Origin of the sequence: Nostoc sp. DedSLP03, assembly GCF_034530815.1 — a bacterium.
Taxonomy (GTDB): domain Bacteria; phylum Cyanobacteriota; class Cyanobacteriia; order Cyanobacteriales; family Nostocaceae; genus Nostoc.
This window is the reverse complement of the sequence record NZ_JAVRCK010000005.1, coordinates 42379-63440: the sequence shown is the minus strand read 5'-3', so window position 1 is coordinate 63440 and position 21062 is coordinate 42379. Positions and strand designations below refer to the sequence as shown.

At 41.0% G+C, this 21062-nt stretch carries 20 protein-coding genes and 1 pseudogene; 8 read left to right on the top strand and 13 right to left on the bottom strand.

From position 1 onward, the window contains the following. Positions 1-15: 15 nt before the first annotated feature. Positions 16-1143, bottom strand: coding sequence for an ABC transporter ATP-binding protein (locus RM368_RS03940; RefSeq protein WP_322692838.1), 1128 nt, complete (start codon positions 1141-1143; stop codon positions 16-18). A 356-nt stretch (positions 1144-1499) separates the two neighbouring features. Here RM368_RS03940 and mrdA (RM368_RS03935) point away from each other — a divergent pair, with 356 nt between their 5' ends. The 3 genes from mrdA (RM368_RS03935) (at position 1500) to RM368_RS03925 (ending at position 6736) form a co-directional block, all read left to right on the top strand. Beyond that, positions 1500-3347 carry a penicillin-binding protein 2 gene (mrdA, locus tag RM368_RS03935; protein ID WP_322692837.1) on the top strand — a complete coding sequence of 616 codons (1848 nt, stop codon included), beginning with the start codon at positions 1500-1502 and terminating at the stop codon, positions 3345-3347. A 334-nt stretch (positions 3348-3681) separates the two neighbouring features. After that, positions 3682-5520, top strand: coding sequence for a penicillin-binding protein 2 (mrdA, locus tag RM368_RS03930; RefSeq protein WP_322692836.1), 1839 nt, complete (start codon positions 3682-3684; stop codon positions 5518-5520). Between the two features lie 160 nt (positions 5521-5680). Then, positions 5681-6736, top strand: coding sequence for a serine hydrolase domain-containing protein (locus tag RM368_RS03925; protein WP_322692835.1), 1056 nt, complete (start codon positions 5681-5683; stop codon positions 6734-6736). A gap of 73 nt (positions 6737-6809) precedes the next feature. Here the strand turns inward: RM368_RS03925 and RM368_RS03920 are convergent, their stop codons facing one another. Next, the gene (locus tag RM368_RS03920) at positions 6810-7613 is read right to left on the bottom strand and encodes a M15 family metallopeptidase (protein WP_322692834.1); all 804 of its coding nucleotides are present in this window, start codon (positions 7611-7613) and stop codon (positions 6810-6812) included. A gap of 102 nt (positions 7614-7715) precedes the next feature. Between RM368_RS03920 and RM368_RS03915 the strand changes: the two genes are divergently transcribed. Then, positions 7716-8633: an AEC family transporter gene (locus tag RM368_RS03915; RefSeq protein ID WP_322692892.1), complete on the top strand. Its 918-nt coding sequence runs from the start codon at positions 7716-7718 to the stop codon at positions 8631-8633. A gap of 174 nt (positions 8634-8807) precedes the next feature. Here RM368_RS03915 and tsaB read toward each other — a convergent pair whose 3' ends face one another. From tsaB to RM368_RS03900, 3 genes are all read right to left on the bottom strand, one after another. Then, on the bottom strand, positions 8808-9464 hold the full coding sequence (gene tsaB / locus RM368_RS03910) for a tRNA (adenosine(37)-N6)-threonylcarbamoyltransferase complex dimerization subunit type 1 TsaB (RefSeq protein WP_322692833.1): 657 nt from the start codon (positions 9462-9464) through the stop codon (positions 8808-8810). Positions 9465-9624: 160 nt separating this feature from the next. Continuing rightward, the gene (locus tag RM368_RS03905) at positions 9625-10242 is read right to left on the bottom strand and encodes a 6-aminohexanoate hydrolase (RefSeq protein WP_322692832.1); all 618 of its coding nucleotides are present in this window, start codon (positions 10240-10242) and stop codon (positions 9625-9627) included. Between the two features lie 213 nt (positions 10243-10455). Further along, complete coding sequence (locus RM368_RS03900) at positions 10456-10704, bottom strand: Ycf34 family protein (RefSeq protein WP_118167283.1); 249 nt, start codon at positions 10702-10704, stop codon at positions 10456-10458. Between the two features lie 86 nt (positions 10705-10790). Between RM368_RS03900 and RM368_RS03895 the strand changes: the two genes are divergently transcribed. Beyond that, positions 10791-12095 (top strand): CCA tRNA nucleotidyltransferase, encoded by a 1305-nt coding sequence (locus RM368_RS03895; RefSeq protein WP_322692831.1) that lies wholly within the window; start codon positions 10791-10793, stop codon positions 12093-12095. A 500-nt stretch (positions 12096-12595) separates the two neighbouring features. Next, positions 12596-12979: a response regulator gene (locus tag RM368_RS03890; RefSeq protein ID WP_322692830.1), complete on the top strand. Its 384-nt coding sequence runs from the start codon at positions 12596-12598 to the stop codon at positions 12977-12979. On the opposite strand, the gene RM368_RS03885 is transcribed toward RM368_RS03890, so the two are convergent. Next, positions 12960-13364 carry a DUF2294 domain-containing protein gene (locus RM368_RS03885; protein ID WP_322692829.1) on the bottom strand — a complete coding sequence of 135 codons (405 nt, stop codon included), beginning with the start codon at positions 13362-13364 and terminating at the stop codon, positions 12960-12962. The two genes, RM368_RS03890 and RM368_RS03885, sit on opposite strands and share 20 nt — an antisense overlap. A 533-nt stretch (positions 13365-13897) precedes the next feature. Beyond that, entirely contained in the window at positions 13898-14053 is a 156-nt protein-coding gene (locus RM368_RS03880) for a hypothetical protein (RefSeq protein ID WP_416212210.1), read from the bottom strand. 241 nt (positions 14054-14294) lie between these two features. Between RM368_RS03880 and RM368_RS03875 the strand changes: the two genes are divergently transcribed. Continuing rightward, positions 14295-14777 (top strand): tetratricopeptide repeat protein, encoded by a 483-nt coding sequence (locus RM368_RS03875; RefSeq protein ID WP_322692828.1) that lies wholly within the window; start codon positions 14295-14297, stop codon positions 14775-14777. 619 nt (positions 14778-15396) lie between these two features. Further along, positions 15397-15682: pseudogene (locus RM368_RS03870) on the top strand (hypothetical protein); the annotation flags it as partial. Positions 15683-15752: 70 nt separating this feature from the next. On the opposite strand, the gene RM368_RS03865 reads toward RM368_RS03870, so the two are convergent. The 6 genes from RM368_RS03865 to sufC form a co-directional block, all read right to left on the bottom strand. Then, positions 15753-16046: a hypothetical protein gene (locus tag RM368_RS03865; RefSeq protein WP_322692827.1), complete on the bottom strand. Its 294-nt coding sequence runs from the start codon at positions 16044-16046 to the stop codon at positions 15753-15755. A gap of 155 nt (positions 16047-16201) precedes the next feature. Next, positions 16202-16834 carry a Uma2 family endonuclease gene (locus tag RM368_RS03860; protein ID WP_322692826.1) on the bottom strand — a complete coding sequence of 211 codons (633 nt, stop codon included), beginning with the start codon at positions 16832-16834 and terminating at the stop codon, positions 16202-16204. Between the two features lies 1 nt (position 16835). Further along, complete coding sequence (locus RM368_RS03855) at positions 16836-17444, bottom strand: hypothetical protein (RefSeq protein ID WP_322692825.1); 609 nt, start codon at positions 17442-17444, stop codon at positions 16836-16838. A 103-nt stretch (positions 17445-17547) separates the two neighbouring features. Next, positions 17548-18810 (bottom strand): cysteine desulfurase, encoded by a 1263-nt coding sequence (locus RM368_RS03850; protein WP_322692824.1) that lies wholly within the window; start codon positions 18808-18810, stop codon positions 17548-17550. A gap of 35 nt (positions 18811-18845) precedes the next feature. Then, the gene (sufD, locus tag RM368_RS03845; RefSeq protein ID WP_322692823.1) at positions 18846-20216 is read right to left on the bottom strand and encodes a Fe-S cluster assembly protein SufD; all 1371 of its coding nucleotides are present in this window, start codon (positions 20214-20216) and stop codon (positions 18846-18848) included. Beyond that, the gene (gene sufC, locus RM368_RS03840) at positions 20216-21007 is read right to left on the bottom strand and encodes a Fe-S cluster assembly ATPase SufC (protein WP_322692822.1); all 792 of its coding nucleotides are present in this window, start codon (positions 21005-21007) and stop codon (positions 20216-20218) included. Before sufC ends, sufD begins: the two co-directional genes overlap by 1 nt. Between the last annotated feature and the right edge of the window lie 55 nt (positions 21008-21062).

Sequence of the window (21062 nt, the reverse complement as noted above, 5' to 3'; positions counted from 1 at the left end):
TTCTATGACCATTAACTATTGACTAATAGCTAAACAATCAGTTTCTGCCCACCAGGCGTAAATAAGTGTGTCGCGGTCTGGTAAAGTACCCAAAGTATTAGGTTGCAACACATTAATGCTAATGCCATTTGTTAATTCCATAACATAATTAACGTGTGTGCCCAAATACATAACGTTAACCAGCCGTCCTTCAAAGCAGTTAACTGGCAAATTAGGTGGATACAGGGAAAGCTGTATTTTTTCTGGACGCACACTCACTACTACAGCTTGTGATAATTCAGTTGGTGTATCTTCAGCGCGGCTAATAACAATTGAGAGTCCCATTTTTGTGGAAATTTTAATATTAGAGGAGTCTACCGCGACGATTTCACCACTGAATAAATTAGTATCACCAATAAAATCAGCAACAAAGGATGTACAGGGACGTTCGTAAATTTGGCTGGGAGTGCCAACTTGTTCAATTTTGCCTTGATTCATTACGGCAATGCGATCGCTCAAAGACAATGCTTCTTCTTGGTCGTGTGTCACCATCACAAAGGTTAACCCCAAGTCTTTGTGTAAATTTGATAACTCAACCTGCATTTCTTTACGTAGTTTGAAATCTAACGCCCCTAAAGGTTCATCTAGTAGTACCACGGTGGGACGGTTGACTAGGGCCCTTGCTAAAGCTACTCGCTGCTGTTGACCACCAGAAAGTTGATTGGGAAAGCGCGATCGCAAACTTTCCATTTTCACCAGTTTTAAAGCTTCTTGGACTCTAGCTTCAATTTTCGATTTGGGTATTTTTTTTAACCGCAGTCCAAAGGCGATGTTATTCCAGACATTCAGGTGGTTAAATAGAGCGTAACTTTGAAATACAGTATTGACGGGTCGGCGGTAAGGAGGCACATTAGTCATGGACTGACCCTGAATAAACACCTTACCAGCGTCAGCAATTTCAAACCCAGCAATTAAGCGCAGTGTTGTTGTTTTACCACAACCGGAGGGGCCTAAAATACTAAAAAATTCTCCTTGTCTAACATCCAAATCAATGCCATTTACTGCTGGTTCTTGGTTAAAAAACTTGAAGACGTTACGCAGTTCAACATCAAGTGGCTGAAAAGTTGTTATCCCCCTTTGATTCTGCATGACAATTTGAGCCATAATCCTCAGTAGAATGCCGTGATATTACGTGATTTTGTCAATTGCTCTAGTCTTTTGGGCAGACTATATTTGACACTTTGGTTTATTGTATCCGCCAAAAACAATTGTTCAAGAATATACTCGCTCGATTATTTCGCGCTCAGTAATAAAAAAAGCTAATGGTAAACTTATATACTAAACTTCTGATTTAGATAATCTGTAATTAAGTTAACAAGTCTTAAAATTGCATCTTAGCAATTGCTAAAAGGCTGGCTAGAATTGCATTTATTCATTTTGAATTTTGAATACTTCGACTTACCTCGGCTTCGCTCGGCACAAGTCGCTCAGTACAAGTTTTGAATTTTGAATTAATACTTATGTCCTTATTTCCATCAATTGGCAGCAAAAAAGATATACGTACAGTTGGACGTGGTGTCCAATCAATATTTTTAATCGTATTTACCCTATTAATGACCAGTGGGATTGAGGCTCGTTTGGCTTACTTGCAAATAGTTGATGGGCCAAAACTCCGGGAACGAGCCGAAGCAAACCGAATTCGGATGATTCCCAAACAACCAGAACGGGGTAATATTTTTGACCGGAATGGCAAACTTTTAGCTAGCACTCGCTATCCTAGCTCTGTATATTTGTGGCCGATGGCGCATACTAAGCCTTCCTGGTCTGTAGTCGGCCCGCGTCTAGCGCAAATTCTTAACATTTCCCAAGATGAGATGGAAAAGAAATTAGAACAAGCTGGTGCTAATTCTTCTTCACTCATCCGGGTTGCTCGCGATTTAAATGAAGCAGAAATTACGGCATTAAAGGAGTATAAAAATGAACTCCCAGAAGTAGAAATTAATACAGATTCTGTACGTTATTATCCCCATGGCAAAGAATTAGCGCACGTACTAGGTTATACACGGGAGTTGACCGCCGACCAGTTAAAAGGCAAGAAGGAGTTAGGCTATCGACTGGGAGATGTCATCGGTCAGATGGGTGTGGAAAAGGCTTATGAGAAAGCTCTACGGGGCGAATGGGGCGGTCAGCAAGTGGAAGTGGATGGTGCGGGTAGACCAATCCGGGTTATCGGCGAGAAACAGGCAAAAGCTGGTAATGATTTGCACCTGACCATAGATTTGGATGTGCAAAAGGCAGCCGAAAAAGCTTTGGGAAATCACCGAGGTGCGATCGCAGCACTCGATCCAAATAATGGTGCTGTTTTAGCGTTGGTATCTTACCCCACCTTTGACCCAAATATCTTTTCCAAACAAAAACTCTCTCAAAAAGATTGGGAAAGTGTCCAAGGTAAAGATCATCCCTTGGTGAATCGCGCTCTGAGTGCCTTTCCACCCGCCAGTACTTTCAAAATTGTCACTACGACAGCTGGACTGGAATCAGGTGAATTTTCTCCTGACTCAATACTACAAACCTTTGGTTCTCTTACCGTGGGTGGGGTGACATTTGGTGAGTGGAACCACGCCGGATTCGGGCCATTAGGATTTCCCAGAGCGATCGCTATGAGTAGTGATACTTTCTTCTATCAAGTTGGTAGAAAAGTCGGTGGCCCAACTCTAATCAAATGGAGTCGCAAATACGGCTTTGGTCAAAGAACTGGCATTGAATTTCGTGATGAAGAATCAGTAGGCTTGGTTCCAGATGAAACATGGAAGCAGAAAACTTGGAAGATACCGTGGACTGTCGGCGATACCATTAATATGTCAATTGGTCAAGGTGCTTTACAAGTGACACCTCTGCAATCGGCGATTATGTTTTCTGTCCCTGCTAATGGTGGCTATCGAGTTCAGCCACATTTGCTTAAAGACAACGAAGAAGCAAAAAGTTGGCGAGAATCTTTAAATATGAAGCCGACAACTATCAAAGTTCTCCGCGACGGACTGCGGAAGGTGGTGAGTGAAGGTACTGGTAAGCGCTTAGACGTGCCAACAATTGCTCCAGCGTCTGGGAAGAGTGGCACAGCTGAAGCTGGTGTTGGTCGCCCAAATCATACATGGTTTGGTGGCTACGCCCCCAGTAATAAGCCGGAAATTGTGGTTGTGGCCTTTGGTGAAAATACTGGCGAACATGGCGGTACTATTTGCGGGCCGATGGTTTTACAAGTACTAGAAGCTTATTTTCAACACAAATATCCAGGTAAGTATAAAAAACCTCAGCCTGACCCATCAGAAGCTAAAACTCAAAGTTCGGGACATGGCACTGGAGATTAGTTCTGCAAAGCAAAAGTCAAACAGGTATACAGCGTCAGATTTTCTAGTCTATCCCATTAGTTTTGAAAGGTGAAAAAGTTCGTAGTAAGGACTTTAGTCCTAGATTTTTAAGCACTGAAGTGCTTACTACAAACTCATCAAAATTAATGCGATAGACCACTAATGTGCAAAATTAAAAATTTAAGAAGCTTTTGGTCGAGACAATAGAAGAGATGCGCTTATGGTATCAATTCAAAACAATTAATTACTGCCAATTAGTTTGCCCTTAAATACCTGCTAAGAATTTAGCAGAGTTATTTACAGATAATCTTAATTTTACAATCCTCTTTTCCTTATGACTTACCTTAAACCATCTCCACTTGGCGGACAAAAAAATACACGTACTGTTGGCCAAAGTTTCCAGCCGATATTTTTAATTATATTTACTCTTTTGATGCTGACAGGAATCAGCATTCGCTTGGCATATTTGCAAATTACTGAAGGAGCAAGCCACCGAAAACGAGCCGAGTCAAATCGAATTCGGATGATCCCCAAGCAACCAGAACGAGGCAATATCTTTGACCGCAACGGCAAACTTTTAGCCAGTACTCGCTATCCTCGCTCTGTATATTTGTGGCCGATGGCACATACCAAGCCAGCGTGGTCATTAGTGGGAGCGCGTCTATCTCAAATTCTCGACGTTCCCCAAGAAGAGATGGAAAAGAAACTAGAAGAGGCAGGTGCTAACTCTTCTTCACTGATCCGAATTGCTCGTGATTTGAACGAAGCGCAAATCACAGCATTGAAAGAGTATCAAACTGAACTTAAAGACGTAGAAATTCATACAGAAGCCGTTCGTTACTACCCCCACGCCAAGGAATTAGCCCATGTATTAGGTTATACACGAGAACTGACCGGCAATCAGTTAAAAGAAAAGAAGCAGGAAGGCTACAGATTAGGTGATGTAATTGGTCAAATGGGAGTTGAAAAAGCTTATGAAAAAACTCTGCGGGGCGAATGGGGCGGTCAGCAAGTAGAAGTGGATGGTGCAGGTCGCCCGCTCCGGGTTTTGGGAGAGAAACAGGCAAAACCAGGTAACGATTTGCACTTGACCATAGATTTAAATATGCAAAAGACAGCAGAAAAAGCTTTAGGCGATCGCGACGGTGCGATCGTTGCCCTTGACCCCAAGAACGGTGCCGTTTTAGCAATGGTATCTCACCCTACCTTTGACCCAAATATTTTCTCAAAGCAGAAACTCACCCAAAAAGATTGGGAATTTGTCCAAGGTGCCGATCATCCCTTGGTCAATCGCGCCCTCAGCGCTTTTCCACCCGCTAGCACCTTCAAAATTGTTACCACCACAGCCGGTCTAGAATCAGGTAAATTTTCTCCTAGCACAGTCCTGCAAACCTACGGTTCTTTGAGTTTTGGCGGCACCCGATTTGGTGAATGGAATCACGCCGGATTCGGCCCATTGGGTTTTGTCGGAGCATTACAGTGGAGTAGTGATACCTTCTTCTATCAAATTGGTCGCGGAGTCGGCGGCCCAACTTTAATTGAGTGGACTCGCAAGTATGGATTTGGTAAAAAAACTGGTTTTGAGTTTGCCAACGAAGAAGCAAAGGGTTTAGTGCCAGATGAGGCATGGAAGCAGAAAACTTGGAAGATACCTTGGACTGTAGGCGACAGCATTAATATGTCAATTGGTCAAGGTGCTTTACAAACGACACCTTTACAAGTCGCCATCATGTTTGCCGTGCCCGCTAATGGTGGCTATCGAGTCCAGCCGCATTTGCTTAAAGACAATGAACAAGCAAAAAGCTGGCGAGCATCTTTAAACATGAAGCCAACAACTATAAGTGTTCTCCGTCAGGGACTACGGAAAGTAGTAGCTGAAGGTACGGGTAAAGCTTTGAAGCAGCCAACAGTTCCCGCAGTGGCTGGTAAAAGTGGCACTGCTGAAGCGTGGAAAGGCCGTGTTAAGCAAAATCACGCTTGGTTTGGAGCGTATGCACCTGCTGAACAGCCAGAAGTTGCGATTGTAGCATTTGCTGAACATTCCGGTGGTGGTGGTGGTAGCATTGCTGCGCCCATGATCTTACAAATTATGGAGGAATACTTTCAGCGCAAGTATCCAGGTAAGTATCAAAAACCTCAGCCTGAGAACCCAGGAAATAGCAGACGAAATTAAACGTAGGGCATGGGGAAGAAGCAGAGGGGCACAGGGGTAGAAGTTCTAAAATGTTTGAATTTTGAATACTTCGGCTACGCTCAGTACAAGTTTTGAATTTTGAATTGATTTCTTCCCTGCTCCCTCATCTCCACATCGCCAAACAAAAATCAGGTCAATTATGATTGACGACTATATTCGAGCTGTAATGACTCAAAATCAGATTCCGGGGCTTTCTGTTGCAGTAGTGCAGGAAGGTGAACCTGTTTTAGTTAAGGGCTATGGACTGGCGAATATTGAACACTCTGTTCTAGCTACTGAACAGACAGTTTATGAAATTGCGTCTGTTGGTAAAACTTTCACCGCTACAGCCGTAATGATGCTGGTGGAACAAGAGGTAATTTCGCTAGATGATGCGATGCCTGCGGCGGTAAACTACGCAGAATATCTCGATTGTCTACCCATAACGTGGCAAAATGTCACAGTTGGACATATTCTGTCTCATCAGTCTGGAATTCCTAGCTATACCGATGCTCCAAACTACTGGGAAATTACTCATCTTGATTTATCTAAGTCTGAAATTTTGGCTCTAGTTACTCACTTACCCCTCAAGTTCCAACCGGGTGAGTTTAGCGCCTACGACAACACAGGCTACTATCTACTAGGTTTGCTCCTAGAAAAAGTAACTGGACAATCTTATGGAGATTTGTTACAAGAGCGTATTTTTGCTTTTTTGGGAATGAATGCAACCGTAATGAATAATCCCAGTAACATAGTGCCGCACCGGGCTGCTGGTTATCGGTTGGTAAACAGCAAGCTTGTTAACAAACCTTATTACAGTCCCTCAGTTACCTATTCTGCTGGAGGTCAACTTTCCAGTGTGGAAGATATGGTGAAGTGGGAACAGGCGCTTTGTGGTGAAACTTTGCTAAAACAATCAACCCTGAATTTGATGTGGACTCCTCATTTTCCCAATCAGGGTGATGATTGGGAAAAATTGAGATATGTTGCAGGTTTAGGTTGGTGGGTATTTAATTATGGCGATCGCCGAGTAGTTGGTCATAATGGGTCAATTTTAGGATTTGCAAGTAACATTACCCGCTTTATTGATGACAAAATTACCGTAATTTTACTTTGCAATCTAGATAAAATTTCCCGACCAGATGCGATCGCTAAAGAAATCGCTGGATATTATTGTCCAGCCCTTAAGAAAGTAGTACTTCAGCCTCCATTATGAGAAGCAGAGGTAATAATTACGAATTACGAACTTGTACTGAGCGTAGCCGAAGTATTACGAATTATTTTGGCTCCTATTGTGATATCTTTGCGGGTTTCAAGTTTCTGGCTTTGTAAAACATTTCTAAACTATTGCGATCGCCTACAAAACGCCAGTGCCAAGGCTCATAACTTACACCTTGAGCATTATCTTTGGGAAATGACATTTCAAAGCCAAAACGCGCTGCATTTGCTTGTAGCCACCGATAAGCCTTGGTATTGTCAAAGTTAGTTTGAAGATTAGTTGCTGGTACCGATCCGTCTCCAACATCCACTGCATAACCCGTGTGATGTTCGCTATGACCAGGAGGAGCGCTGAGGGCGGCTCGTTCTGCTGGCGTTTGATTTCGCTGGGCACCGACAGCAAAAAACAACTGCTCTTGGTCTTTGACTGAGCGAAAGCCAGAAATTGGCACTAATATTACACCTGAACTCCGGGCTGCTGCTACCATCTCCTCAAATTTTTGGGCAGCAGTTTTTCGCATTCTAATGCCCCTATTTGCGGAGATGGTTACTAGTTCTGACTCAGGGGCTTCTGGGTATGGAAAATGCCCTAACACAGTATCGCTGGAATTATTAGATGCTGCGGTCGTCGCCGGAGTAGAAGTAGCTGGTAAAGGTTGAGAATCAGCGGTTTTTTTGGGTGTAGTCACAAAAAACCACAAACCGCTAATTAAAGATAGCAAGACAAATCCCGTTACTCCCCCAATCAAAATAATTCGGGGTTGCAACCAAATTTTAGGTGCTGCAACAGGGGTATCGCGTACAGCCACTGGAATATCATCACCAAAGTCATTCGATGAGTTTTGCGGTTTTCCAGAAAACCCTGCCTTATTCAAGGGTAAACTCCTGTTTTTGTGGAATAGCCATAACAGATTTTGCACTGGACAAAAGTAGACGTAACAGGTAGCATTTTACATCTGTGGTTCTTAGGCGCAATCTTGACAAACCTTTTAGAACTATACGTCAAGCTGGGAGGATTAGTCCTGGTAGGTTTTATCCTGGGACGCAAACTACCTGTAACAGTTCCTACACGTTTAGGACTGTTTCTTTTTTGGGTGGGAGTACCCATAAGCATAGTATCGTTTTTGCGTCAATCTAGCTTATCAGGGCAAATTTGGATTGCACCTGCGATCGCTTACCTAGCTATTTTACTAGGAGCATTTTTTGCTTGGTTAGGGATAAAAGGACAAGCCTATTTTAGAAAGACTGTTTCCCAACCATCAACTCAGGCTAGTTTGATATTAGCCGCCATGTTGGGTAATACTGGTTATCTTGGTTTTCCCATTACCTTGGCAATGCTAGGCAAAGAATATTTTGCTTGGGCGTTATTTTACGATTTACTAGGTACATTCCCAGGAACTTATGCTCTGGGTGTGTTGCTAGCAGCTAGTTTTGGTGGTAGTGTCCAGAATCATTGGCAGATTACTAGGGCGATTTTAATTAATCCTGCCCTATGGGGTTTCGGATTTGGCTTGCTGTTTCGGCAGGTGACAATTCCCACAGTTGCAGAATTCTGGTTAGAAAAATTTGCTTGGATTAGTGTAGCTTTATCCCTGGTATTAATTGGAATGCGTCTGGCGTTGCTCAAATCTTGGCGTAGCTTACCACAAGTAGGGATAAGCTTAGGAATCAAAATGCTGCTAGTTCCTTTGATATTGGGTAGCATCTTACCCCTATTTGGATTAACTGGGGCGATCGCAAAGATAATCGTGCTACAAATGGCTATGCCTCCAGCTTTTGCCACACTGGTAATTGCTGAGACATTCAATCTCGATCGCGATCTGGCAGTTACTGCCTTAGCTGCTGGGGCTATAGTATTACTGGTTACTCTCCCAGTTTGGCTGTGGCTGTTTTGATGTAAGAATTCAGCACTCAGGAGTCAGGAGCCAGAATTTATCAGTAATCTAGAATGATTGGTATATCTATTCATCAAATGTTCTCCTGATTCTTTAACTATTCTGAATTCTGAATTCAGAAGGACTGAATTCTTACGTTTTGATTTGGGATTTATGAACTGCGATACATATCAGTTAAAGTTCTACAGGATGCTGCCCATAATATGGCAAAGCCTCTGACCAATTAGGAAATTTGCCCTCTCGCCAATCGAGATTAGCTAATTCCAAAATACTTGTCACCGTTGCTGCTAGCCCAGATTGGGCTTGAATCAGCTGATAATTAGTGTTCCAATTCCCTAAAGTTTCTTGCCATGCTTCTGGTGTCAATACTCTATCTGACAAACACACTTTTAGTTTAGAAGTATCTGGCTGAAACTGATAAATAGCAGCAAAAATTTGACCTCGTTGTGCTGGCATTTCCACAGCAATAGTTTTTAGATTTTGACTTTTACCTACTTCTGACCAAGCTACCGCAGCCAAAGTTGAAATCGCAAATACAGGAATATCTAACTGTTGCCCTAAAGTCCGAGCGGTGACAACACCAATGCGAGTTCCTGTAAAGCCGCCGGGGCCTTTGGCAACTGCGATAAAAGACAAATCCGCCCAAGTTTGCGGTTTGATAAATTCAATTAAATATTGATGCACTAAGCTAGATAAATCGCGCCCCAAATTCCAAACTTGAGAGCGAGTTTCACCTGCAAAATTACTAATTGCTAGTCCTAATTCGGGAGTGGTGGTGTGTAGTGATAGAGCGTATTTTGTTGTTGTGAGGTCTTCTAGTTCCGTTGTCAAAGTTACTTAAAATATCTATTTTTATAGAGTTAACGTGATTTATTTAAGCATATAACATAGCGGTTCTTAATTGAAAAACTACTGAGTAATAATCAGTCAAACAGTCTTGTTACAAGGTTTGTGAGAGCCAATGCTGTAGACTTTCTAATAGCGATCGCGGCTAGGATGGGGTATTTGGATTACCGCCTTGCTGTCTCAATAGATAGTCCAAAACTCGGTCAATTCGCTCCAAGGCAGCACCCGTAGTCAGTTGAAACTCCTGAAACTGAGATTTTTGTTCCTCAAAATTGCGGTCAAGCTTTAGCATGAGTGCTTCTAATCGCTCAGTTCGTGCCTTTGTTTCCTCTATTTCACTGCCTGCCTTTGTAAATAGGCGTTGCGTGTGAGTGATAAAACTATCAACCCGATCGGAAAGTTGGTCAACCTTTGCCCCTACCCGGTCAATACTTACCTCTAGTTGATCGAGGTGAGATTGAGTACGGTCTTGTTTTATGGTCAATTCATCAAGGTGAGATTGAGTACGGTCTTGTTTTATGGTCAATTCATCAAGGTAAGATTGAGTACGGTCTTGTTTTATGGTCAATTCATCAAGGTGAGATTGGGTACGGTCTTGTTTTATGGTCAATTCATCAAGGTGAGATTGGGTACGGTCTTGTTTTATGGTCAATTCATCAAGCCGCCTGTTTGCTGATTCTGCGTAGCTAGCAGTAGATATTAGCAATCGCTTAACAGTTTCGAGTTCATCTTCTACATGGTCTAGTCGCTGTGCGTTGGTCATGCTGTTTTCTCTTGGCTGACTTTTTTATCTTCTACGATCGCTTTCCTGACATCTCGTTTCTGTATCATGAATTCGCGATCGCTGATGAACAAAATCTCATTACAGCAGAAATCATGTATTTAACCATATATGTTGTAGGGGCGCAAAGTCTTGCGCCCCTACCGCGTGGTCATTTAGCTGAAAATAGCTGTAACATACACCAATCATTTTCTATCAAGTCGGCACTAATTCACCAGGACGCAATTTCGACCACTTACCTGTTTCTCGTTTAAAGCTCAGACAACCAACAACATCCCATTCCATTTCAATCACATCATCTTTAGTCCGAATGTTGACATTGATAGAAGGTTCATTCGGATCAAAATTTGGTGTTTCAGTCAAGTGAGGCTGTTGGTGCTGCCCTTCTACGGCATGATAGGTAACACAGCTGTCTACATAGTGGCAGTTCACGCAAATACACATAATAGAACCAACTCCAGGGGCCTTTATTGTTAATCTAACTTAAGCCCAACTGTTATTCATGAGTTGCTGGGTTGATTTTTATTACAATGCACGAATCAATTCCTTCTACCCTCGCTCCCGAAAATTGGCCTTTTAGCTTGGAATTCTTGCCACAACCCGCTTACATGGTAGGTGGTGCTGTCCGAGATGCGATCCTGGGTAGAACTCGCGAATATCTGGATCTAGATTTTGTTATACCATCTCAAGCGGTAAAGGTAGCGAGAGCGATCGCTCATCATTACAAAGCTGGTTTTGTGTTACTCGATGCCGAACGACAAATTGCGCGTGTGGTTTTTCCCCACGCTACAGCTGACTTTGCCCAACAGGAAGGAAATAGTTTAGAAGTTGATTTGCACAGACGAGACTTTACGGTAAATGCGATCGCTTATAATCCTCATACGCAAGAAATTATCGATCCTCTGCAAGGTTATCTAGACTTACAACAGGGCATTTTGCGAATGGTATCACCTGCAAACCTAGAAGATGATCCTTTGCGGTTAATGCGAGGTTATCGCCAAGCTGCCCAACTAGGTTTTACTATTGAGCCAGCTACCCAAGCCACAATTCGTTCTTTGGCATCACATCTTAGCAAAGTTGCAGCCGAAAGAGTTAGGGTAGAAATTGGCTATCTATTGGCAAATTCTCAAGGTACTCCTTGGATTGCGATGGCTTGGGAAGATGGTTTACTTGCCCTTTTCTTCAAAAATGCCACCCGTGAAAGCTTGCTCAAACTAGCAGCAGTTGACACAGCTGCCGCCTTACTCACAGAAAATTGGCAACAACTAGGCGTACAACTGCAAGAATATGTCCGCGATAGTATTAAAACTACTTGGCTAGGTATTGCCAAACTTGCTTGTCTCGTCAACCCAGATCCAGAATTAGCAGAAATAGAACTACAGGAACTAACTTATAGTCGTGCCGAAATCCGAGGTGTAACTACTGCTTTGAAACTGTTACCGCAATTTCAAGTCGTTAATATGTCGTTGCGAGAACAATACTTTTTGTTTCATGATGCAGATATTGTGTTCCCGACTACGGCAGTGCTAACTGTAGCAATTAATAATTTGCTAGAGGCAATATCTGGTGACAAGCCACTACAGACAGCAGTGGAAACTAAAGCAATGAGCTACCAAATCTTAGCACCTTTGATCGACCGCTACCTTAACCCTGATGATGCGATCGCTCATCCCACTCCCTTAGTAAGTGGGAAGGAGTTGATTACAACATTAGATATTCCAGCTTCGCCAATTATCGGTCAACTGCTAACTGAAATTGGCGTAGCACAAGCTGAGGGGAAACTTTCAACTCCAACAGAGGCGATCACTTATGCACGTCAGTTACTTGATGGTTAAATATACTTAATTAATTTGAGGCTCAAAGGTTGACTCAATCAAAGTTTCAAAATCTTGCTTCGATTATTGTTTTCCAAGAGTGACAAAACAGAGTTAAAATACCGATCTTTAGAGCTAATTTGTAAACTCAAGTAAAGTACTTGTTTAATAAGGGTTTCAGTAATTTCAGTCAATACAGCACTTATTCGCTGAAACTCAGACCTAGCAATGAGTTGAGTACCCTTCAGATTTTCTTTCCGAATCAGCTCTTATGGTCAATCCTTGTAATCACATACATCAGTTATGCTAATATGTGCTTGATGTTATGACTGCTTTAGGATGTTATTTCCTAATTAGCACTGATGGACAACCGAATGAACCATATATTAAGCTATTGATTTTTATGCTTTAGTTGGTTATTGGTACATTCAATTAAACACTTGCTATAAACAAAGACTTTCAGATTTTCCTGATGGGTGGAGTTTTGATGAATAGCTTTTATTGGACAGGATTAAGTGCTTATGAATGAACAACCTTTAATTTTGGTTGTAGAACAGAGTTTACATGATTTAGAGCTACTTAATTCTCATTTAGGAATATTAAATTTTTCATGTATTTGTACCAAACAAGGGGTGAGAGCTGTGATGTTGGCACAAACTCATCAACCAGATTTAATTCTGCTAGATATGAAGCTATCTAATTTGAGTGCGAACCGAGTCATTGACAATCTTAAAGATGACTCAAAAACTGCTACCATTCCAATCATTGCAGTCACACCGATAACAACGGTACAAGACGAGCGCTTCACAATGCTCACAGCATTTGATGATTGCATTACTAAACCCTATGATTTTAATCAATTAGAAGTGGTAATCAGTCGCCACATCAGTCAGCTAAATTCCTAATATTTATCTTGGGAATAGGTTCGGGATTACCAAGTTCGGGTAATTCTTTGAGAATTACAACAATCCCAGTACGACCTGTTCTTAAATTTGTGTTTGTCATCAGGTAAATGACAGGTTGACCAATAATTTCTTCAATCAAATTTTTTAAATCTGGTTTAATTATTTTTTCTAAATATAATCGTACTTGTTCAGCTAAAGTATCATAACCTCCTTTCAGTAAAGTTTGTTCAGCTTGAGTAACCGAGTTTTCTATAGAAATTACGATTTCAGTATCAAAAAAATGACAAATGATTTGGCTAGGAGACTTTCCTAATTTTTCATTATATAATTTGATGATTTGCTTTGATATTTCTGTTTCTAATTGTGCGATAGTCGGTTGTATCATTAGTACCTACTATGTAATATTTATTGTTTTAATCGAGAAATTAATTAAATTATCCAACATTATAATAGATGATTATGGAATAAATAAGAAAAATAATCACCATTTTATATAAAGTTACTGTATCAATGTGATGTATTTAGTATGTATTTATTTAAAAATATTGCCATATTTAATGAAGTAAAATTTGTTAACTTACGATTTGTGCAGTGTTAGGTTAATAACTGGATTTGAGCGTCATTCGATTGAGCTAATCAGCTTATTTTGTGTTACATAAGCTTAGGTGTAGCCCACCATGCCTGTATCTCATAACCCAGTACTTAATTAGCCATGTTTATCCAAATGGTCATCACTGATAGAGGCATATAATATTACATCGGAATGTAATGTATATCACAAGACTCTCTATACCTTCCGGTGCAGCTAGTAAGCAGATAAATTTAGGTTCTATTAAAGAGTATATTAGCTACTAAGATAATTTGTGAAAAACTAATACAACATATTCGGCATTAATTTTTAGAAGCTCATCACATTCTTTACGGGCAAAGCAACTGTGATTGTGTAATGTCATAGCGCTTAGTAATTCCTGGTAAATACCAAACTGGCTCAACTGCGGCTTTGGTAATAACCAAATTACCGCCTGGTTTCATAATCTTGCCATCTACCTGCAAACAACCTTTGTCTAACTGCATATTGCAGTTCTAGTATATTGATGTCGCCAAAGAGAGCTGCTAGCTACCTTAGTCAGTTTTTATTTTTATGATTCTAAATATCTAGTATGGTATTAGTCATATTGTTGAAGACAATAAATCACACATAAATTTCATAATTGACGATTAATCAAAGTTAATTTAAAGATGAGTTGAAAAATGATTTAATCGATGTATTTTGTGAGAAAGTTAATACAAAGGTATATTCACTGATCTCAAATTCATGGATTCTTTATTTATCAATTCCTTACTTGAAGAGTTGAAAAACCCGGATGCCACAGTGCGCGATAAGGCAACCAGAAAAATCTGGCGGATCTGGTTTCAGCAAAAGGGAATCTATGGGCTGGAAATAATTGACCGCAGTCAAAAGTTACTGGATGCAGGTGAAATTGCTGAAGCTGAAACAGCGCTGACGGCATTAATTAAAGACCAGCCAGATTTTGCCGAAGCTTGGAATCGTCGAGCTTTCCTCTATTACAGTATTGGCGATTATCAAAAATCTCTGGCTGATTGTCAGATGGTTGTACAGATAAATCCAATACATTTTGGGGCGCTTCATGGTATGGGCTTATGCTATGCAGCAATAGGAGAGTATAGTCAAGCTATCCGAGCTTTTCAACGTGCATTAGAAATTCAGCCCTATTCCTTGGTGAATCAAAAGTTGATTCTAGAATGTACATTTAGATTCAGCTACAACGGCAAATAGGAGAGAGCATCATACTGTTTTATGAATCTGTTATCGTCCTCATCAACAACAATTCATCGCCTTACTCGCCATAGTTTTATGCAATACGCTTCTAGCTGAATTAATAGCAGTGTTATTGCTGTTTGTACTAACAGCAACCAACTGTCAACTAACAATTCTCGGTTGAATAAAGTTAACTTTAGTACAAACTAGATAGCACAAGCAGAACATGGTAAATTTTACCAAACGATGTCTAAGATGGTCACTGAGCTTGCCGTACCACTTGGTGGAAGCAAGCTAGCAAGAGCATCTTTAAAAGTTGTGCGGGCTGCGCCTACGCCACTGGTATTTACAAAGACTACAGTTTAGATGTAACTATCGAAACGAGTGGTCTCTGGGTTCTCAGTGGTACTCAATTGTTGATGAGGGTACGGTAGATTTTTTTATGAGTTATGGTATAAATGCCGTGAATGCCATAGCCACAGTTACAGCAATTTTCAAGAAAGACCCCTGGTGTCTTATTGCACATCCCAACTCAGCAATTAACATTTTTGCCGATATTATCTTTTACTCTGTTAAGCTAAAAGTTTTTCTAACTATAGCAATCCTAAATGAGTTGTGAAAATCGAGAGACTAAGAGGATATAGAGGTTTTATATTATGTTGTTTACAATCCCCAACGTCGGAGAAAACTACCTTTAGAAGGTTATCGCTTTGTAAATGGTGAATATGTATTGCAACCAGGAAATTTTATTTGGTTGATCAGAGATAGGTTTAGCAATTGTTTATGAACGGGGAACCTATCAGGGAATTACGCAGGATTGGTTGTATTGGTATGACAAACAAGGAATCAGTGCTGAACAACGCACTCGAAGACTGGCACAAGAGTTGCGGAGGTTGGGGATAGATCCAGATTCTTTGAGTTGATTTTGTCGGGTGCGATCGCTTTGATGAACTAATAGCTTGTCTTTCAGCAAATGTTATCCAAATTTATTATCTATATTAAACGGTATATCTGTAAAATTTCTATTGCTACAGCGACCTTCGCCTCCAAGCCCTCATTAGCCAACACATCCACAAAAATTACAGATGAGCCTAGATCCTGTGCAACTTTCAACTCTAGTCCTTCACTATATTCATACTTGAACCAAACATCTTTCTCGTAATCGGTTTTTTTGACTTCAGAATAGATTGTATCTAAATCATCTTGCTCTATTTTGCAGCCACAAAACATAGCTAAAATTTCAATTAATGGTTTTAGATTGCTATCAAAAATCCAGTTTGGAGCCATAAAGCTATTTTATTTAAACTATAAGTTAATATAACAAAGGTTCAAATACAATCAAATTAGCCATACCTAAAAATAATTCGCTTTAGAGATACTATTGTAAAATCACCCCTAACGAACACTTACCAAAATATTAGATATCAACTAAGCAATTAAAATTAGTTTATCTTTTTCCTGACCCAAGCACGAAATAATTTAAGCAAAGCAATTTCCCCCATACTTTTACTCTGCTCAATAAATATGCTTATCTCACTCACTGAAACTATAGGAAAAGCAATACTAAACTTACACTCAACATATTGCCCCTCTACCAACTGATAAAACTTTAAATTTTGCCCATCATATCTCCAAAGTTCAGTTACACCCAATGCTGAATAAATCCCCAATTTGTTAACTGAACTGCTGGTAATGTCAATCTCAATTGTTAAGTCAGGCGGCGGATCATTTTCTAAATTTAGCTTTACCTTACCTCTAATAGCAGGTTCGTTCTGGATATAGTAACAAGTATCTGGTTCTATTCCCCGCTTTGCAATTCTTCGTTTCAATGTTGTAGAACCAGCACTGATAATTTCAATTCCTAATTCTTCAGCTAAGACTAAAATAAATCGGTCAAACTGAATTTTAGGATTTTCGTGTTCAAAAAGTGGAGTCATGATTTCTAAAGTGCCACAGTCGTAAGCAAAGCGAGAACCTCTATCTTCACCTGTATCTCTCAGCAAGGCTTCAAAGGTTTCCCAGCTAACGTTGTGTAAGACTGTTCTTTGTTCCGCAGGCGTTGACTTGATAAGCATATTACAATACTTCTTCTGTCAGAATATGAGATAAAATCCCGATAATTTTACCTATGTCATTAATATAATACTCGCTCAAGTCAATTTCAATCACTTGCCCGATGAGCTTCAAAAACTTCCAGTTAGTTCCAGTGGTGACAGTTCCATAAATTGCCTGAATGTTATTATCCTCACGTTCATTAAACAATTTAGCTGCTAACATCTCTGCTACACACTGACCTAATCCTGCATTGATATTTTCTTTTTTAGCTTCTACAATTGTGACAACTGGTGCATTCAGAATTAGTAACTCTGGTGAACGGCTAATAATAAAATCGCAATTTCCATTTAAACCTTGTGCTGAATCAACAGTAAAGTCAATACCAGAAAATAAACTTATTTGATTATTTAAATATTTCCTTACAGCTATTAAAATAGGTGCAATAATCATCTCTGAACGGGATTTTTCGGTATTACTAGCAAGAGCTAAAGGTACATTTTCCCGCAATAGTTCTGCAAGTAATGGTGGACACTCTACTTCAGGTACAGATGGAAATATATCAATCTTATCAGAAATAGTTAAGCCAAAGGTTTTTCTAACTCTGTCTAAAGTAAAGTCACTGTATGACACTTTAGTTGCTCCTGTAAATAATCCAGATAATTAAATTGTGCCAACTATTAGCAAGATATGTTGCTGATATTTGGCACAATCACTATCGGAATATTTTGTAACTTTAAGCAAGTAAACCTGTAAAAAAATCGAGAGTTTCTTTCAGGGCTTTGATGAAAATATCAATTTCCTCACGGGTGTTGTAGAAAGATAGACTTGCTCGTGCGGTTGCAGCAAGACCTAAATAACGGTGTAATGGTTGAGTACAGTGGTGTCCAGAACGGATAGCAACGCCTTCTTGATCTAATAATGTAGATAAGTCGTTGGCGTGAACTTCTCCGGCTGTGAACGACGCAAGAGCGGCTCTCCCTTCCCCTTTAGCATTTGGTTTGGGGCCGTAAATTTTAATTTGGGGAATTTGTTCTAATTGTTGAAACAAATAAGCTGTTAATTCTGCTTCGTAGGCGTGGATTTTATCCATACCGATACTGCTAAGATAATCGATTGCAGCCCCAAGTGCGATCGCTTCTCCAATTGCAGGCGTACCAGCTTCAAATTTATGCGGTAATTCTGCATAAGTAGAATGGTCTAAATACACCTCTGCAATCATCTCGCCACCGCCAAAAAATGGTGGCATTGATTCTAACAATTCCAACTTGCCATACAGAAATCCTATCCCAGTTGGAGCGCACATTTTATGACCAGAAGCTACCAACCAATCACAATCTATTTGTTGCACATCAATAGGGTAGTGGGGAACACTTTGGCAAGCATCAACTAAGAATTTAGCACCGTATTGGTGAGCGATCGCAGCAATTTCTTCCACTGGATTAATGCAACCCAAAGTATTAGAAATATGCACCACCGACACCAACTTAGTTTTTTCAGAAATCAGTTTTTTAAACTGTGACAAATCAAAAGTCTCTTCTGGTGTTAATTCTACAAATTTCAGTACTGCACCCGTTTTTTGTGCCACCAATTGCCAAGGCACAATATTACTGTGGTGTTCCATCACCGACAGAATAATTTCATCCCCAGGCTGCAAATTATTCATTCCCCAGCTATAAGCGACTAGGTTAATCGCCTCACTTGCGTTGCGGGTGTAGACGATTTCCTGACGGGATGCAGCATTGATGAATTTGGCAACTTTATCTCGCGCACCTTCATAAGCATCAGTAGCTTTAGCGCTCAGGGAATGGGCACCTCGATGCACGTTAGCATTATATTGCTCGTAATAATCACGTAGGGTATTTAATACCAACAAAGGCTTTTGTGATGTCGCAGCATTATCGAGGTAAACCAGGGGTTTCTCGTTGACTTCCTGATGCAATATCGGGAAATCAGCGCGAACTTTATCAGCAAGGGTTTTGGTAGGAGTAAAAGTCATTGGTAGATTAGTTATTAGTCATTAGTCATTAGTCATTAGTCATTAGTTAGAGACTTGAGACTATTGACTGTGTTTAGTAATATTTCCCTGAGAGAGGGAACGGGTATTTGGTTGATGATTTCGGCGGCGAAGGCGTTAATTAACAACTTCCGAGCATCGTTTTCATCGATTCCCCGACTTTGCAGATAGAATATTTCGTCATCTTCCAATTGGCTAACGGTAGCACCGTGAGCGCATTTGACATTATCGGCAGTAATTTCTAATTGGGGTTTGGTATCAACTCTGGCTTTCGATGATAGTAGTAAATTGCGATTCAACTGGGCTGCATTTGTTAACTGCGCTGGTTTGGGTACAAAAACTTTACCATTGAACACCGCATGAGCGCGATCGCCTACAATACATTTATGCAATTGGTCACTTGTACCGTGGGGATAGTTGAGTGCGATCGCACTGTGAGTATCCGCTAACTGCTTACCAGAAATTATCGTCAAACCATTGAGAGTAGTTTGTGTCTGCTCACCAGTTTGCAAAATTTCTAAATTGTGCCGTGACAACTTCGCACCTAAAGTTATGGCATGACAAGTATATCGGCTATGACGAGCTTGTGCGATCGCAGTTTTCCCAATATGAAAAGCCTCTGCACCTTCTTGCTCAACCCTTGTATGACTCACTTGGGCATTGTCACCCACCCAAACTTCCGTAACCGCATTGGTGAAATATACTCCCCCCTCTTGTGGGGTAGGCATCTTGCCTACCCCATACTCTTCAACCAACGTCACCTGCGAACCACTTTCCGCCACCACTAGACAATGTGGCTGCGAAATCGTCGCCGTCTCCCCCGCAACTGAAATAAACACCAAATGAATTGGCGTTTCAACTACCACATTCTTCTTCACCCACACCACAGCTGCATCAGTTATTCCAGCCGTATTGAGAGCAGTAAAAATTTCTTGCGCTCCCTCAGCTTGAGCTAAATACTGCTGTACACCCTCCTGCTCAACCGCAGACAAACCAGCCAAATTACTCACTACAATCCCAGATGGTAAATCTGAAACTGCGGATAACTCCGGCGCAAAAACGCCATTCACAAATACCAAACGACTATTAGCCGCCTCTGGCAAAATATCAAATTGCAAAGACGCAAAATTTCCCGCCTCTAGATTAAATTGCACCTTTCGCAAAGACGACAAATCAGTAAACCGCCATTCTTCCTCGCGGGTAGTCGGGATAGTCGAGTGACGTACCCAATTTGCAGCACTTTGGCGTAATTCCTGCAACCAACCTTCTGTTTTAGTTGCCGTTACTTGATTTAACAACCCAGTCAGATAATCATCTCTATCTAACATCGATGTCAAACTAACTACATTGGAATTAGGAATAGGACTAGGAGATACTTGAATACTCATTACACACCCACCTCAGCAGCTGCAAATTCTTCCAGCACCCAGTCATAACCGCGAGACTCTAATTCCAACGCCAGTTCCTTACCACCACTCGTAATAATCTGCCCCTGCGACATCACATGGACAAAATCAGGCACAATATAATCAAGTAATCGCTGATAGTGAGTAATTAAAATTGTCGAATTGTCTGGACTTGCCAGTTGATTTACCCCATTCGCCACAATTCTGAGCGCGTCAATATCCAAACCCGAATCAGTTTCATCCAAAATTCCTAACTTTGGTTCCAGCAGCGCCATTTGCAGAATTTCGTTCCGCTTCTTCTCACCACCAGAAAACCCTTCATTCAAACTCCGACTGAGAAAACTGGCATTCATCTTCACCACATCCAGCTTTTCCTCAATCAAATCGTCAAAATCAAAAGCGTCTATTTCCTCTAAACCTTGCGCCTTCCGACGGGAATTGTACGCCACCCGCAAGAAATCCAAATTGCTCACACCCGGAATTTCTAACGGATACTGAAACGCCAAAAATACACCACTTCTGGCGCGTTCCTCCGGCTCCAACTCCAACAAATTTTGCCCCTGGAAAATCACTTCACCGCCAGTCACCTCATACGCCGGATGCCCAGCCAACACCTTAGAAAAGGTACTCTTACCAGAACCATTCGGCCCCATGATCGCATGAATTTCACCCGATCGCACCTCCAGATTCACACCCTTAAGAATCGGTGTCCCATCAACATTAGCCGTCAGATTCCGTACTGACAGCACAACTTCACTATTTTCAATAATCATTTTCTCTCCCTTCTCTCTTCGTGGTAGCCTGCGGCAAGCCGCTTTGCGTCTACGT